This is a genomic window from Salinispora sp. CH2A1_6, from assembly GCF_056820975.1.
This window is the reverse complement of the sequence record NZ_JBXEDG010000013.1, coordinates 396,977-411,978: the sequence shown is the minus strand read 5'-3', so window position 1 is coordinate 411,978 and position 15,002 is coordinate 396,977. Positions and strand designations below refer to the sequence as shown.

Genomic DNA, 15,002 nt, shown 5'->3' with positions numbered 1-15,002 from the left:
CGCGCAGCACCGACGGTGCCAGGCCGCGAAGCGCGAAGCGTGGGGTGGTGAACCTGAAGGCGCACACGCTGGAGTAGAGATGTACGTGTTGGGAATTGATCTGGGAACCACCTACACCGCCGCCGCGACGTGGCGGGAGGGCCGTGCGGAAGTCGCCCCGCTGGGTACCCGAGCCGCCGTGATCCCGTCGGTAGTGCTGCTGCGCGACGACGAGACCTTCCTGGTCGGGGAGACCGCCAGCAGGCGCGGGCTGACCGAGCCACGCCGAGTGGCGCGGGAGTTCAAACGCAGGTTCGGCGACACCACGCCGCTGCTACTTGGCGGGGTACCGTACTCGCCAGAGGCGCTGATGGCCCGGCTGCTTCGGTCGGTTGTCGACGACGTGGCCCGGCGCGAGGGCGAGCCGCCGGCCAGGATATGCCTGTCGCACCCGGCGAACTGGGGACCTTACAAAACCGACATGCTACGCCAGGCGGTGCAGCTGGCCAGCATCGCGCAGCCGGTCGAGTACACCACCGAGCCGGTCGCCGCGGCTGTCTCGTACGCCCAGCAGGAACGAGTCGATCGGGGTGCCGCCCTGGCCGTGTACGACCTGGGTGGCGGCACGTTCGACGCGGCGGTGCTTCGGCACACCGGGGATGGGTTCGAGATCCTCGGCCAGCCCGAGGGAATCGAGCGGCTCGGCGGTATCGACTTCGACGCGGCGGTGTTCGCGCACGTGGCGGCCGCGATTGGCGGGAAGCTCGCGGAGCTGGACGACGACGACCCGACCGCGATCGCGGCCGTGGCGCGGTTGCGCGGCGAGTGCGTCGAGGCCAAGGAGGCGCTGTCTGCTGATACCGACGTGTCCATCCCGGTGATGTTGCCGAACCTGTCCACCGAGGTCCGCCTGACCCGGGCCGAACTGGAGGCGATGGTACGCCCGCCGCTCTACGACTCCATTGAGGCAATGCGCCGGGCGCTCGTCTCGGCAGGAGTCACGTCAGATGACCTACATTCGGTCCTCTTGGTCGGCGGCTCATCCCGGATGCCACTGGTCGCGCAGCTGGTCGGCGCCGAGCTGGGCCGCCCGGTGGCGGTGGACACCCACCCGAAGCACGCGGTCGCACTCGGCGCGGCCTGGCTCGCCGCGGGTGGGCCAGCCCGCGCGGCAGGCAGCCGGACGCCTGGCCCCGGGCAGGCACCGGCGCAGGTGTCCACAACGCCGTTGGCCACACCGACCGCCGTTGTCCACCGGGCCGACACCTCGGCGACGGCGGCCGTCCCGAAGACCGGGGGCGCGGCAGCACCGCTGGTCCGCGGAGCGGCGGCTGTCAACGATGGCCGAAGTGGCCGGACCCGGCATTCCGACACCGACCGATCGTCGAACCCGAAGAAGCTGTCGGCCGCCCCGAACCGGTCCCGGGTGCTGACCCTGGGCACCGCGGCCTTCGCCCTGGTGCTGGCACTTGCCGGCGCCGGATACGCGATGTTCGGCCACAACGATGCCCCGCCAACGGATCGGGGTGCGGCGGTGGCGGCAGGTACTCCCCGCGAGGCGGCACCCCCCGCGGACGAGCAGTGCACCGAGACGATTCGTGCCAACACACGGTGGGCGTGTCTGACCACAGCGGTCTTCGACGGTTCCGCCCTCACTATCCAGGGCGATGTCGGTGTCCCGGAGGGCACGGCCCTGGACGTCAACGGCGGCTTCCATCTGCACCTCTTCGGCAGCGATGGCGTCAGCCCGGACCCCGCCTTCATGGGTGCCCACGCCACCGACCAGGAGCAGTGGTACGTCGAGGACAAGCTTCCGTCCGTCGCCACCTGGGGCGATGGCAGGTGGAAAGCGATCGCTTCCTACGCACCTCCTGGTCAGACACTGCCAGACAAGGTGTGTGTGCGGATCGCGGTTGATTGGCACGGGTTGGTCGAGGACACCAACGGCGGGTACGAGACGGGAAACTGCACACCGATCACCGAAGGTTGAGACGGGTGCAGGCCCAAGGTCAGATGACCGCCCCGGGCGCCGATGCCACGACCGTGGTCGTGGGTGTCGACGGTGCCGGACGGAGCCGGCGGATTCGTGATCTCGCCGCCGCCCTCGATCATCCGGTGCGCTGGGTGGCGCTACCCAGCAGCGATGCGGATCTCGATCTGGTACTGACCGACGCCCGGGCTGCGGGCGCCGTGGTGATCGTCGACGATGTGCACCACGGGCAACCGTCCAGCTGGCGCGCCCTGGCCGAGGCCGCGCGCGCTGGCCAGGCGATGCTGATCGCACGACGGCCGGCAATCCGCGCCGCAGAGCTGGCTGACCTGGACCAGGTCGTCGCGGCGGCCGGCACGGTCGACCAACTCGGGCCGTTGGACGCCGCCGGTGTCGCCGCGGTCGTCACCGAGGCGGGCGTAACCGAGCCCGACGAGGACACGATCGAGGAGATCCTCACCGCATCGGGTGGGATGGCCGTGGTAGCCGCTTGCCTCGCCACCGCGACGTCCAGGGGCGCGGTCCCCGCCGCACTGCGGGCCCGGGTACAGCGCCGCCTCGCGAGCCTTCCTGCCGACGACGCGGCAGTGGCGCAGGTGCTTGCGCTATTACTGGACGTCCCGGACTCCGTGGTGGCCAGGGCCGCCGGGGTGACCTTGGCGACGGTCGCCGACGCCAGCAACCTCCTACAGGAACTTGGCATGATCGCGCCTGGTTCGGCTTCGCTGATTCCGGCCGTCGCAGCGGCGATCCTGACCGACCTGCCAGTGGTGGTGCGGCGGCACCTGCATGACCGGGTGGCCACCGCCCTCCTGGATTCGGGCACCGACCCGCTGCTGGCCTCAGTGCAGCTGCGGCGGGCGCGTGTCCGGACACCCACAGCAGCGATCGCCTACGCGCATACCGCTGATCATCTGCGATTCCGCGATCCTGGTGCTGCGGTGTCCTGGTACGACGCCGCGGTCGAGGCGGGCGCACAGCCGGCGGCTGTGGACCTGGGCCGGGCCGAGGCGGCCACACAGCTCGGGATACCGGTGGACCTGACCGACGTCAGTGGTGATCCGACACGGCTGGCCATCGTGGGGGCCGCGATCGCCGCGCAACAGGGACGATGGGACAGAGCGGCAGAGGCACTGGCCGACGCCGACCGGCCCGGTGTGGCCCTGGCCGCCGTGGCCTGGGCCGCGACTGGGCAAGCCGAACGTGCTGGTGATGCCGCCCGTCGTGCCCGCACCGAGCCCAGCGGACGGACCCCGGAGGCCCTCGCCCGGCTGGCCGAGGCCGCGGCGGGCCTCGCCGAGCCGGAGGCCATGTTGCCCCTGCTGATCGAGTCTGCCGAGGCCGCGCAGCGCACGCCACCTGACGTCGTGTTGCCCGACTCACCGCACGCGCTCGGCGCCCTCGTCGCCGGGCTGACCGGTGATGTTTCCACCGCAGAACGACTGCTCCGCGCCGGGTTGGCCGCGGGTGTCGGTGGCCCGGTGACCGCCCGCCGACATCAGCTGCTCCTGGCCTTCACTCGGATGCGAGCCGGCCGCTATGACACTGCGGCGGCGGAGCTGGCGCCAGGGCCGGATCCCACTGCCCGAGACCAACTGCTCGCCGCCGCGCTCGCGGCGGGGATGGCCCGCCGTAGTGGTGACGTGGCGCGAATGCGCGAGGCATGGAACGGGGTGGAGACGCAGCTGGCCCGACGCGCGGTGGACCTCTTCGCCATCGAGGTCCTGGAGGAGCTCGTGGTGACGGCGGCACGGCTGCGCCGTATGGTGCGTGCTCGGCCCGTGATGGACGTACTCGACGATGTCGTCGCACGCGCCGGGGATCCGCCGACGTGGGTTGTCGCGGTGGGCTGGATTCGGGTTCAGGTCGCCGTCGCCCTCGAGGATGCGGCTACGGCCGCCACGGTGGCCGGTGAGCTGGCCACGGCAGCTGCCCTTGCCGGGCCACGCCAGCGTGCGCAGGGCGCCGCCGCACTGGCCTGGGCCGATGTGCTTGCGGGCGACGTGGATGTCGACCGCGTCTGCGCGGTCGCGGGGGACTTGGCGACCAACCAACTGCCCTGGGATGCCTCACGGCTGGTGGGCCAGGCCGCGATTCGCACCACGGATGCGACGGCGGCACGGCGAATGTTGGAGCACGCGCGGGGCTTGTCCGCCACCGAGGTCGGCGGAGGCGAGCAGCGCGGGCGGGCTGGGGTCCTGTCCGAACGCGAGATAGAGGTCGGCCGCATGGTGCTCGAGGGGCGCACCCAACGGGAGATCGGATCCCAGCTGTTCCTGTCACCGAAGACAGTCGAACACCATGTGGCGCGGATGCGGACCAAGCTGGACGCGTCCAGCCGCGCTGAATTTCTCGCCGCCCTGCGGGAACACCCGGGGGTTGTCGACTGAGTAGCGACCGTGCTCGTCCCCGGGTCGGCTGGCAGTGGCCCCTATTGCCAGGGCGGGCCCGTGGGGGTTTCCCCGATGTCACCGTCGGGGCTCCGGCGGCAGTGTAGGGCTATGCCGGGGCCGACCGGCCGCAGCCAGACAGGAAGAAAAAGATGAGCATTGATGTTAGTGAACTCTTTCGGGACTTCTTCTCCAAGGTCTTCGGTGACCGTGAAGTCGCGGAGAACTTCGTGGCCGACCCGGCGGGCGTGCTCGCGGCCGAGGGTATTTCCGACGCCGACCTCTCAGGTGTCAACGTCGCCCAGGTCGCCGCGGTCGTCGCTCAGGAGTCTGCGCTGCCACCGGAAACCAAGGACGCGGTTGCGCAGGTGGCCTCTGGTGGCGGGGGTGGTGGAGAGCAGGGCCCGAGCGACGGCGGGCCGGCGACAGATGGCGGGCAGCCGCCACTGGAACAGATCGTGCAGACCGTCACCGAGCTGGTCACCGTCGTGCACCAGGACATCGACCAGTCCACGAGCTTCTTCGACCAGTCGACGACCGTCGACAACTCAGTGGACGTAGACGTGGACGGCGCAATTGCAAGTGTCGTCACCACGGGTGACGGCAATGTCGTCAACACAGGTGAGGGCGACGTCAGTGCGGCCACGGGTGACGACTCCCAGGCCATTGGCGGTGACAACGCGGGGCAGGCCAACACCGGCGATGGAGCCGTCCTCGCCGGCGATGACGTGGAAAACGTCAACACGGGCGAAAACAGCGGGGTCGTCGGCGATGGCGACAATACCTTCGGCGACGGCAATATCGACTTTGGCGGAGGCAACGAACTCGCGAACCTGAACTTCGGTTCGGGTGTTCAGGACCAGTCATCGAACTCGATCGACAACTCGATCAACAACTCCGATCTGTCACAGAACAGCTCCATCGACAACTCCAATAATGAACAGTCGATCGAAAACGACATCACCACCGATATCAACAACTCCGTGAACGACTCGAACAACGAGGATTCTTTCAACTCGATCGAGGCCGAATTCAACGAGGACTCGAACAACTCGATCGACGCCGACCTCAATAACGTTGCCAACAGCTTCGACATTGAAGTCGACACGGCGCCTGCCCCGGGGCTCGCCCCCCAGGGTGAATTCGCACGCAACGCCGACAACAACGCTGACGAGCCAGTGGCTCTCTGAGGCGGGCAGGCGACTGGTGCGGTCCCCGGCGGCTGGCCCGGTCGGGGGCTCGGTCAGTCGCGTGCCTCGTCGGCCAACTGGTCTCTGCCCCCGTTGACCAACCTCGCCGGGGACGACCAACCGAACCTGAACCGCGCTCACCGATGGCGCGTTCCCTCCACGCACAAGGGCACGAGCCTTCCGGAGAACCTCACCGTCCGGCCCCTACTGTCGAGCCACGGGAGGCCAGCACCTCCCTGCCAATCCCCGACGCGGGAGTCCCGGTCGAGGCCGTAGACGGCGTGCCGGTCGGCGTCAGTGCGGTGCCCGTCGGCTGGGCGGACAGCACTGGATGCACGATTTAGAGAATAGGTGGATTGTCACCATATGCCCTGGTCTGTCCGCACCGGCTGACCTGAGGCAGGCCCGGTCCACCGTGATGATCATCACGGTGGACCAACTCTCCCCTCACCGAAGAGTAGGGTTCGACCCCGGTCGTCGAGGTGCGGCTGCTGCTCCCTCACGGCCCGCTACCGGGCAACGTTGCCTGGAAGGCCCGGACTTTCCGACCGGAAAATGCTGTGTACGACATTCGCCATGCCCCGAGCGGGATCCGGCGACACGTGTGCGCCCCCGCGCACACCCGAGTGGAAACGGCTGTATGTCTTCTGAGCTGCCTGCGGTCACCCGGCCGCGCCTGTCCCGCCCGTCCTGGCTGACACCGAAGGTCTTTCGTACCGAGGCGCTCGCCGGACTGGTCGTCGCCCTGGCGCTGATTCCCGAGGCGATCAGCTTCTCGATCCTCGCCGGGGTGGACCCCCGCGTCGGGCTGTTCGCCTCCTTCACCATGGCTGTCGTCATCGCGATCTGCGGCGGCCGACCGGCGATGATCTCTGCGGCGACCGGGGCGATCGCTCTGGTCGTGGCACCGCTGGCGAAGGAGCACGGCCTGGACTACCTGATCGCCGCGGTCATCCTCGGCGGCGTCTTCCAGGTACTGCTGGCGCTGCTCGGGGTCGCGAAGCTGATGCGGTTCATCCCCCGCAGCGTGATGGTCGGCTTCGTCAACGCGCTGGCCATCCTCATCTTCTCCGCGCAGGTGCCGTACCTGCTCGGGGTGCCGTGGCTGGTCTACCCGCTGGTCGGCCTGGCCCTGGCGATCATGATCGGGCTACCCCGAATCACTCGGGCCGTACCCGCCCCGCTGGTGACAATCATCGTCCTGACTGGGATCACAGTCACCGCCGGGATCGCCGTGCCGACCGTCGGCGACCAGGGTGAGCTGCCCGACAGCCTGCCCACCCTCGGGTTGCCGCAGATCCCGTGGACGCTCGACACCCTGACCCTGATCGCTCCGTACGCCCTCGGCATCGCGCTGGTCGGGTTGATGGAGTCGCTGATGACCGCCAAGTTGGTGGACGACATCACCGACACCCGCTCCAACAAGACCCGCGAGTCCTGGGGGCAGGGCGTCGCCAACATCGTCACCGGCTTCTTCGGCGGTATGGGTGGCTGCGCGATGATCGGCCAAACGATGATCAACGTCAAGGCGTCCGGCGCGCGGACCCGGCTGTCGACCTTCCTCTCCGGCGTGTTCCTGCTCATCCTGGTGGTCAGCCTGGGTGACGTGGTCGCCGCGATCCCGATGGCCGGCCTGGTCGCGGTGATGATCATCGTTTCGGTCTCGACGTTCGACTGGCACTCGGTGGCCCCGGCCACGCTGAAGCGGATGCCCTGGGGCGAGACGCTGGTCATGGTCGCCACCGTCGCCACGACCCTGGTCACCCACAACCTGGCCATCGGGGTGGTCATCGGCGTCCTCACCGCCATGGTGATCTTCGCCAACCGGGTCGCGCACCTGGTGGAGGTCACGAGTGTGCTGGACCCCGACGGCGGCAGCCGCATCTACTCGGTGCACGGCGAGTTGTTCTTCGCCGCCAGCAACGATCTGGTCTACCAGTTCGACTACGCCAACGACCCGCAGCACGTGGTTATCGACATGACCCACGCCCACGTCTGGGACGCCTCGTCGGTCGCGGCGCTGGACGCGATCACCACGAAGTACGCGGCTCGCGGCAAGACCGTGGAGATCATCGAGCTGAACCAACCCAGTGCCGCCATCCACGGCAACCTGGCCGGCACCCTCGGCGGGGGCCACTGATGCCCAGCCCGGTGCTCGGTGGTCCCGCGCCCGGGTCCACCGGGCGCCCGTCGGGCGCCGGGCCACTGATGCGCATCGGCGAGGCGGCCGAGCGGGTGGGGCTGAGTATTCGCACCATCCGGCACTACGAGGACGCCGGGCTGATCATTCCGTCGGCCCGCAGCGAGGGTGGCTTCCGCCTCTATACCGACGCCGACCTGGAGCGTCTCGCGATGGTAAAGCGGATGAAGCCGCTCGGGTTCAGCCTCGACGAGATGCGGGCACTGCTGGCCGTCCTGGACTCCCTGGTCACCGCCGGCGCCGCCGACCGGCCCACGCTGCTCGACCGGCTCGACCTGTTCCACACCGTCGCCGCCACCCGGGTGGAGACGCTACGCGAACAGCTCCGCACCGCGGAGGGCTTCGCCGACGCCCTCCGCCACCAGCTCGACCAGCACCGGGCCACCACTGACTGACGCCGGGCTGGGCCGAAACCGGCCCAGCCGGCGTGCGGTCGCGCTGGTGGTCAGGGCTTGCGGGCGACCCCGCAGTAGCCGTCCACGACCGTCAGCGGGCCGTGCTCCGGTCGCCAGCGCCCCAGCGGCACGACACCCGGCTCGACCAGCTCGAGCCCGTCGAAAAAGGCGGTGAAGTCGGCGACCTCGCGCAGGTGGTACGGTGCCGCACCGCTCTCGTTGTACTGCCGATGGGACTCGATCACCCGCTCACTGGTGGCCGTGCCGTCGGACATCGTCAGGAAGCTGCCCGGAGGTAGGGACGAGACCAGAGCGTGTACGGCGTCCCGCGCCTGGGCCGGGTCCGCGACGTGACCCATCACGCCCAACATCATCAAGCCGACCGGCTCATCAAAGTCCAGCGTCGCCCGGGCCTCCCGGATGACCCGCTCCGAATCGTGCAGGTCGGCGTTGAGGTATTGGGTGGCGCCCGCCGGGTCGCTGGTCAGCAGCACCCGGGCGTGCGCGAGAACCATCGGATCGTTGTCGACGTAGACGACGCGGGCTCGCGGTGCGATCCGCTGGGCGACCTGGTGGGTGTTGTCGGCGGTCGGTAGGCCGGTGCCGACATCGAGGAACTGGCGGATGCCCGCCTCGGCGGCGAGGTAGGTCACGGCCTGGCGCAGGAATGCCCGGGAGTAGCGGGCGGCGTCGACGATCTCCGGGAAGATCGCCCGAACCTGGTCGCCGGCCGCCCGGTCGGAGGCGAAGTTGTCCTTGCCGCCCAACCAGTGGTTCCACACCCGCGCCGAGTGTGGCACCGACACGTCCAAGGTGGAATCACTGGCTCCGGTCTGCTGCTCGGCCTGGTTCTGCGACACATCGACCCCCGGTTTGGTTAGCTACGCCAACAACACCGCCGTAGCGTAGCGACACCGCGACCCGTCCGTGGTCCCGCGAACGGAGGGTCAGCGGAGCGACCCCGGGAGCCGCCGGAGGGCGGGAGGCCGAGCAGACAGACAGCTGTGCGGTGGCACCGGTGAGTACCGGCGCCACCGCACAGATCCTGCGGGGAGGTCAGCTCTGCGGCAGCCAGGCCTCGACCTTGTCCTTGTTGGCCTCGACCCACTTCTCAGCCGCCTCCTCCGGCGACATGTCGTCCTGGGCGATGTACCGGGCCACCAGGTTCTGGTCCTCGTTGGTCCAGTTGAAGTTGTCGACCAGCTGGTAGGCGGGCCCGTTGGCGTCGGCGAACGACTTACTCACGATCTTGTCGAGGTCGTACACCGGGTAGTCGCAGGCGACCTTCTCCGGGTCGGCGTCGCAGCCCTCCTGGTACTCGGGCAGGTCCACCTTCACCAGTTCGACCTCGGAGAGGAACCACTGCGGGTCGTAGAAGTAGCCGAGCACCGGCTCCTTCTTCTCCTCCGCCTGACGGAACGCCTGGATCAGGGCCGGCTCGCTGCCCGCGTAGACCACCTGGTAGTCCAGCTCCAGGTTCTTGACCAGGGCTTCGTCGTTGGTGACGAAGGACGGGTCACCGTCGAGCAGCTGTCCCTTGCCGCCGGACTCCGTGGTCTCGAAGAGGTCGGCGTACTTGTTCAGGTTGTTCCAGTCGGTGATGTCGGGGTACTCCTCGGCCATCCATGGCGGCACGTACCAGCCGATGACCCCCTCCACGCCGGTCGAACCGGCGCTCACCGCGGTCTTCTGATCCTCGATGTACTTCTGCTTGAGGTCGTCGTGGCCCCAGTTCTCCACGATCGCGTCCACCTGGCCGGTGCCGAAGCCCTGCCAGGCGATCTCCTCCTTGAGATCCTTCTTGACGACCTTGCAGCCGAGCTCGGTCTCGGCGACGTGGGCGAGCACGGCCGCGTTCGCCTCGTACCCGACCCAGGGGTTGATCGCGATGGTGAAGGTGCCGCAGTCACCCGAGTCGGCGGCATCCGTCGACTCGATCTTGGACCCACCGCACGCGGTGAGCGTGAGCGCCGCCACCGTGGACAGCGAGACGCCCGTCAGGACCCTCTTACTGAGAATGGATCTCATTTACTGTCACCCTCCCAAGGTGTTGTTCATCGGTCAACTCCGAATCCACGGTCCCGGCGAACCGGAACGGCGGATGAGTCACGTCTGGTTGGCGCTGGGAGCACGGTCCGACCGCTGCGCGGCGGCCCGCGCGATCCGGTCAAGCATGATCCCGAGTACGACGATCGCGACGCCCGCCGCCAGGCCCTTGCCGTAGAGCTGCCCCTGCGAGAAGCCGGCGACGACCTCGTAGCCGAGCGCACCGGCCCCGACGAGGCCACCGATAACCACCATCGACAGCACGTAGATGAGCCCCTGGTTGGTGGCGAGCAGCAACGACTGCCGCGCCATCGGCAGCTGCACCTTCGTGATGGTCTGCCAGGTGTTGGAGCCCGCGGCGGTGGCCGCCTCCACCGTCGACGCCGGAATGGCGCGCACCCCGTCCGCAACGATCTTGATTGCGACCGGCGCGGCGTAGACGACCCCGGCCACGATCGCGCTGAAGCGGCTCACCGAGAAGAGGGCGACGACCGGGATCAGGTAGACGAAGGCCGGCATGGTCTGCCCGGCGTCCAGGACCGGCCGGATGACCCGGTCGGCCCGGCTGCTCCGCCCCATCCACACGCCGACGACCACTCCCAGCGTCACGACCAACAGCGTCGCCACGAGCGTCATGGCCAGCGTGACCATGCTGGCGTTCCAGAGCCCGCTGCCGACCAGCAGCCCCACACAGACCGCGGCGACGGCGGCGGCCCGCAGATTGCCGACCAGCGCGGCGAGCAGCACGATCACCGCACCCATCAACCACCAGGGCGACTCTGCCAGCAGCGCCTCCAACGGGTTGAGCAAGGCGATGGTCACGCCCTCCTTCACCGCCGTGGTGAGGTCCGCGAGGTTGTGCTGCGCCCACGTCGTCACCGTGGTGGCCCCCTGCGACAGATATTCGCCGAGCTGGCCCCCATCCGGGAACTCAGAAGCCCACAGGTAGGTGTAGGACAGGTACGAGCAGACCGCGGCGACCAGCCCGAACCCGGCCAGGAGCAGCCGACGGATCCGGGGGTTGAGTTCCCCGCCGCCCTGCTCGGCACGGACGCTGGCCGCCGTGGTGACGCGGTCCAGGACGATGGCCATCACCACGATCGCGACACCGGCGTTGAACGCGGTACCGACGTCGGTGGTCTGCAGGGCCTTGATCACCGTCTTACCGAGGCCCGGAGCGTCGATCAGGGCCGCGACGGTCACCATCGCCAACGCCGCCATGATCGTCTGGTTGACGCCGAGCACGATCGTCCGCTTCGACAGCGGCAGGAGCGCCTTGGTCAGCCGCTGCCGCCGGGTCGCACCGAACGAGTCGGTGGCCTCCACCGGCGGTGCGGGCACCGAACGGATCCCGTGCGCGGTGATCCGGATCGCCGGCGGCATCGCGTAGATCAGGGTCGCGATCGTCGCGGAGGCCGGGCCGATCAGGAAAACCAGGGTCAGCGGCGCGAGGTAGACGAAGGTGGGCATCGTCTGCATCAGGTCCAGCACCGGGGTGATCAACCGGTGGAACCGGTCGGACACCCCCGCCAGAATGCCCAACGGAATGCCGAACAACAGCGACACGAAGACCGCTACCAACGTCAGCGCCAGCGTGTCCATGCTCTCCTGCCACAGCCCCTGCAGGCCGAAGAGAGTGAACCCGCCCGCGGCGAGCAGCGCCACCCGCCAGTTGGCGAACGCCCAGGAGGCGTAGGAGACGAGCGCGACCACGCCCAGCCAGCCGAGCACCGGCACCGGCCGCCCGTACGCCGGTTGCGCGATGAACCCCTGGACGAAGGTCACCAGCGCGTCCATCACCGCGCGAATCTCGTTGAAGAAGTACAGGAAGATCGGGCTGCTGTTCCGGCTGGCGCCGACCGAGTCGTTGACGTCGTTGAGCCAGTGGTGCAGATCGGTCAGCGTGGCCCGGGGCAGTTCCAACATGTCCTGGCCACGCAGCAGGGTCCAGGCGACCAGCCAGAGTGCGAGGAGACCCACCACCGCGAGCGGCTTGGTGATTCGTCGACGTGGGGTGGTCCGCGTTGACGAGCCGGTCATGGTCGTCGTGGCCATTAGGCGCCCGCCTGATTGCCGGCGACAATGTCGAGGACCTCCGCATGGCCGACCACGCCCAGCAGCTCCCCGTTCTCGACGACCCGCACCGGCCGGTCGGCGGCGAGCACCGGGCGCACCGCGTCCCGCACGATCACACCCGGACCCAGCTCGGGGCCGTCCAGCTGGTCGGAGTCCCGGGCCGGACGCATGATCCACCGCAGGGTGAGAACATCGGCGCGGGGCACGTCCTGGACGAAGTCGCGCACGTAGTCGTCGGCCGGCGCCCCGACCAGTTCGTCCCCGGTACCGGCCTGCACCACGTTGCCGTCGCGCATAAGCAGAATCCGGTCGCCGAGCTTGAGCGCCTCGGAGAGGTCGTGCGTGATGAAGACCATCGTCTTGCCGACCTGGCGGTGCAGCCGGATGACCTCGTTCTGCATGTCGCGGCGGATCAGCGGGTCCAGCGCGGAGAACGGCTCGTCGAAGAAGAGCACGTCCGGGTCACCGGCCAACGCCCGCGCCAACCCGACCCGCTGCTGCATCCCGCCGGAGAGCTGGTCCGGGTAGGAGTTCTCGTAGCCGTCGAGGCCCACCAGGTCGATGACCTCGGTCGCCCGACGGATCCGCTCGGCGCGGCCGGCACCCCGGATCTCCAGTCCATAGCCGACGTTGTCCACCACCGTTCGATACGGCAGGAGACCGAAGTGCTGGAAGACCATCGAAAACTTACGGCGACGGAGCTCCCGCAGCCGCCTCTTGTCGGCACGCAGGATGTCCTCGCCCTCGAAGACCACCTCCCCCGCGGTCGGCTCGATCAGCCGGGTCAGGCAGCGCACCAGCGTGGACTTGCCGGAGCCGGAGAGCCCCATCACGACGAAGACCTCACCGGGCGCGACGTCGAACGACACCTCCCGGACCGCGGCGGTGCATCGGGCCCGCTCCCGTAGTTCCCGCCGGGACAGCGCCGCCAGCTCGGCCGAGTCGGGCACCCGCTCCGCGTTCGGGCCGAACACCTTCCACAGGTTCCGGACCGAGATCACCGGAGTCTGGTGAGCGTTGACCTGCCCGCGCGGCTGAACCGCCGTATCCGTACTCATGAGGCCCACACCGCCCGGTCGTTGCTCCGCGCCCTCGGCACGCCCGTGCCGCACCGAAGTACGTACGCGGGGATGGGCCCGCCGGGACGGCGGTGATAGTCGGTTGGGACAGACATGGCTGACTCGTCTCTTTCCTCGGGCGACGGTTACGGGGTGGCGTGGGGGCGCTAGCCGCGGAACCAGTGCTGCGGACGGGGATCGGTGTTCTGCCAGATGTGCTTCATTTCCCGGTACTCGTTGAGCCCGGTCGGGCCCAGCTCGCGGCCGTTGCCGGACTGCCGGAAGCCGCCCCACTCCGCCTTCGGTACGTACGGGTGGTAGTCGTTGATCCAGACGGTGCCGTGCCGCAGCCGCTGCGCGACGCGCTGCGCGCGGCTGGCGTCGCTGGTCCAGACCGCGCCGGCGAGGCCGTAGTGGGTGTCGTTGGCGATGCGGACCGCCTCGTCCTCGTCGGTGAAGGTCTCGACGGTGAGGACCGGGCCGAAGGACTCCTCCTGGACCACGGACATTCCCCCACGGCAGCGGTCAAGCACCGTCGGTAGGTAGTAGAAGCCGTTGGCGAGGCGGTCGTCGTCGGGGCGACGGCCACCACAGCGCAGCACCGCACCCTCGGCGACTCCGGCCGCGACATACGACTCCACCTTGGACAGGTGGGCGGCGGAGATCAGTGGTCCGGTCTCCGCGTCGGCGTCGAAGGGCCCACCGAGACGAATCCGACGGGCGCGATCCACGACCGCGTCGACGAAGGCGTCGTGGATGGACTCCTCGACCACGAGCCGGGTACCGGCCGAGCAGACCTGGCCCGAGTGCAGGAACACCGCGGTGAGCGCGAAGTCCACGGCGGCGTCGAAGTCGGCGTCGGCGAAGACGACGTTCGGGTTCTTGCCGCCGAGTTCGAGCGTCACCCGCTTCACCGTCGCCGCGGCCGCCGCCATCAGGCCACGCCCCGTCTGCAGACCCCCGGTGAAGGAGACCAGGTCCACGTCCGGGTGCTCGGCCAGCGGCGCGCCGACCTCAGCACCGGCGCCGAGGACCAGGTTGGCCGCGCCCGGCGGCAGCCCGGCCTCGTCCAGCAGCCGCATCAGCAGGATCGCGGTCGCGGGGGTCAGCTCGCTGGGCTTGAGGACGAAGGTGTTTCCGGCGGCCAGCGCCGGGGCGACCTTCCACGAGGTCTGCAGCAACGGGTAGTTCCAGGGCGTGATCAGCCCACAGACACCGATCGGCTCGTACTCGACCCGGCTGATCGCGTCACTGCGTCCGGTGTCCACGACGCGTCCACTGTCGGTGTCGGCGATTCCCGCGTAGTACCGGAAGCAGGCGGTCACGTCGTCGATGTCGTACTCGCTCTCCACCAGCCGTTTACCGGTGTCGAGCGACTCCGCGCGGGCGAACTCTTGCTTGTCCCGCTGGAGGAGGTCGGCGACGCGGTACAGCAACGCGCCGCGTTCGCCGGCCGGGGTCTTCGGCCACGGCCCCTCGTCGAACGCCTTACGGGCCGCGCGGATCGCCGCGATCGTGTCGTCCCGGGTCCCCTCGGTGACGGTGGCCACCGAGGTGCCGTCGGCCGGGCAGCGGATCTCCCGGTGCCCGCCGGCTACCGACTCCCGCCACTGCCCATCGATGTAAAGGTCCTTCACGCGCAACTCCCCGGTGCACTCGTCGAATGGTTCCCTGACAC

General features: G+C 69.1%; 10 protein-coding genes. 5 read left to right on the top strand and 5 right to left on the bottom strand.

Annotated features, from left to right (window positions below; genetic code table 11):
- The first annotated feature begins 79 nt into the window (after positions 1-79).
- The 5 genes from AC1UKG_RS19810 (at position 80) to AC1UKG_RS19790 (ending at position 8,144) form a co-directional block, all read left to right on the top strand.
- The gene (locus AC1UKG_RS19810; RefSeq protein WP_482642962.1) at positions 80-1,969 is read left to right on the top strand and encodes an Hsp70 family protein; all 1,890 of its coding nucleotides are present in this window, start codon (positions 80-82) and stop codon (positions 1,967-1,969) included.
- A 23-nt stretch (positions 1,970-1,992) separates the two neighbouring features.
- Positions 1,993-4,359: a helix-turn-helix transcriptional regulator gene (locus AC1UKG_RS19805; RefSeq protein ID WP_482642992.1), complete on the top strand. Its 2,367-nt coding sequence runs from the start codon at positions 1,993-1,995 to the stop codon at positions 4,357-4,359.
- Positions 4,360-4,511: 152 nt separating this feature from the next.
- Positions 4,512-5,549: a hypothetical protein gene (locus AC1UKG_RS19800; protein ID WP_018743413.1), complete on the top strand. Its 1,038-nt coding sequence runs from the start codon at positions 4,512-4,514 to the stop codon at positions 5,547-5,549.
- A gap of 640 nt (positions 5,550-6,189) precedes the next feature.
- Positions 6,190-7,689, top strand: a complete 1,500-nt coding sequence (locus AC1UKG_RS19795; protein WP_018743412.1) for a SulP family inorganic anion transporter — start codon at positions 6,190-6,192, stop codon at positions 7,687-7,689.
- A complete protein-coding gene (locus AC1UKG_RS19790) occupies positions 7,689-8,144 on the top strand; it encodes a helix-turn-helix domain-containing protein (RefSeq protein WP_018743411.1) in 456 nt (151 codons plus the stop codon). Before AC1UKG_RS19795 ends, AC1UKG_RS19790 begins: the two co-directional genes overlap by 1 nt.
- A 50-nt stretch (positions 8,145-8,194) precedes the next feature.
- Here the strand turns inward: AC1UKG_RS19790 and AC1UKG_RS19785 are convergent, their stop codons facing one another.
- The 5 genes from AC1UKG_RS19785 to AC1UKG_RS19765 form a co-directional block, all read right to left on the bottom strand.
- Positions 8,195-9,004, bottom strand: a complete 810-nt coding sequence (locus AC1UKG_RS19785; protein ID WP_018743410.1) for an SAM-dependent methyltransferase — start codon at positions 9,002-9,004, stop codon at positions 8,195-8,197.
- Positions 9,005-9,200: 196 nt separating this feature from the next.
- Entirely contained in the window at positions 9,201-10,172 is a 972-nt protein-coding gene (locus AC1UKG_RS19780; protein WP_018813802.1) for an ABC transporter substrate-binding protein, read from the bottom strand.
- Positions 10,173-10,250: 78 nt separating this feature from the next.
- On the bottom strand, positions 10,251-12,245 hold the full coding sequence (locus AC1UKG_RS19775; RefSeq protein WP_482642963.1) for an ABC transporter permease: 1,995 nt from the start codon (positions 12,243-12,245) through the stop codon (positions 10,251-10,253).
- Complete coding sequence (locus AC1UKG_RS19770; RefSeq protein ID WP_018743407.1) at positions 12,245-13,324, bottom strand: glycine betaine/L-proline ABC transporter ATP-binding protein; 1,080 nt, start codon at positions 13,322-13,324, stop codon at positions 12,245-12,247. The genes AC1UKG_RS19775 and AC1UKG_RS19770 overlap by 1 nt, the downstream gene beginning before the upstream one ends.
- Before the next feature lie 167 nt (positions 13,325-13,491).
- A complete protein-coding gene (locus AC1UKG_RS19765) occupies positions 13,492-14,961 on the bottom strand; it encodes an aldehyde dehydrogenase family protein (protein ID WP_482642964.1) in 1,470 nt (489 codons plus the stop codon).
- Positions 14,962-15,002: the final 41 nt, after the last annotated feature.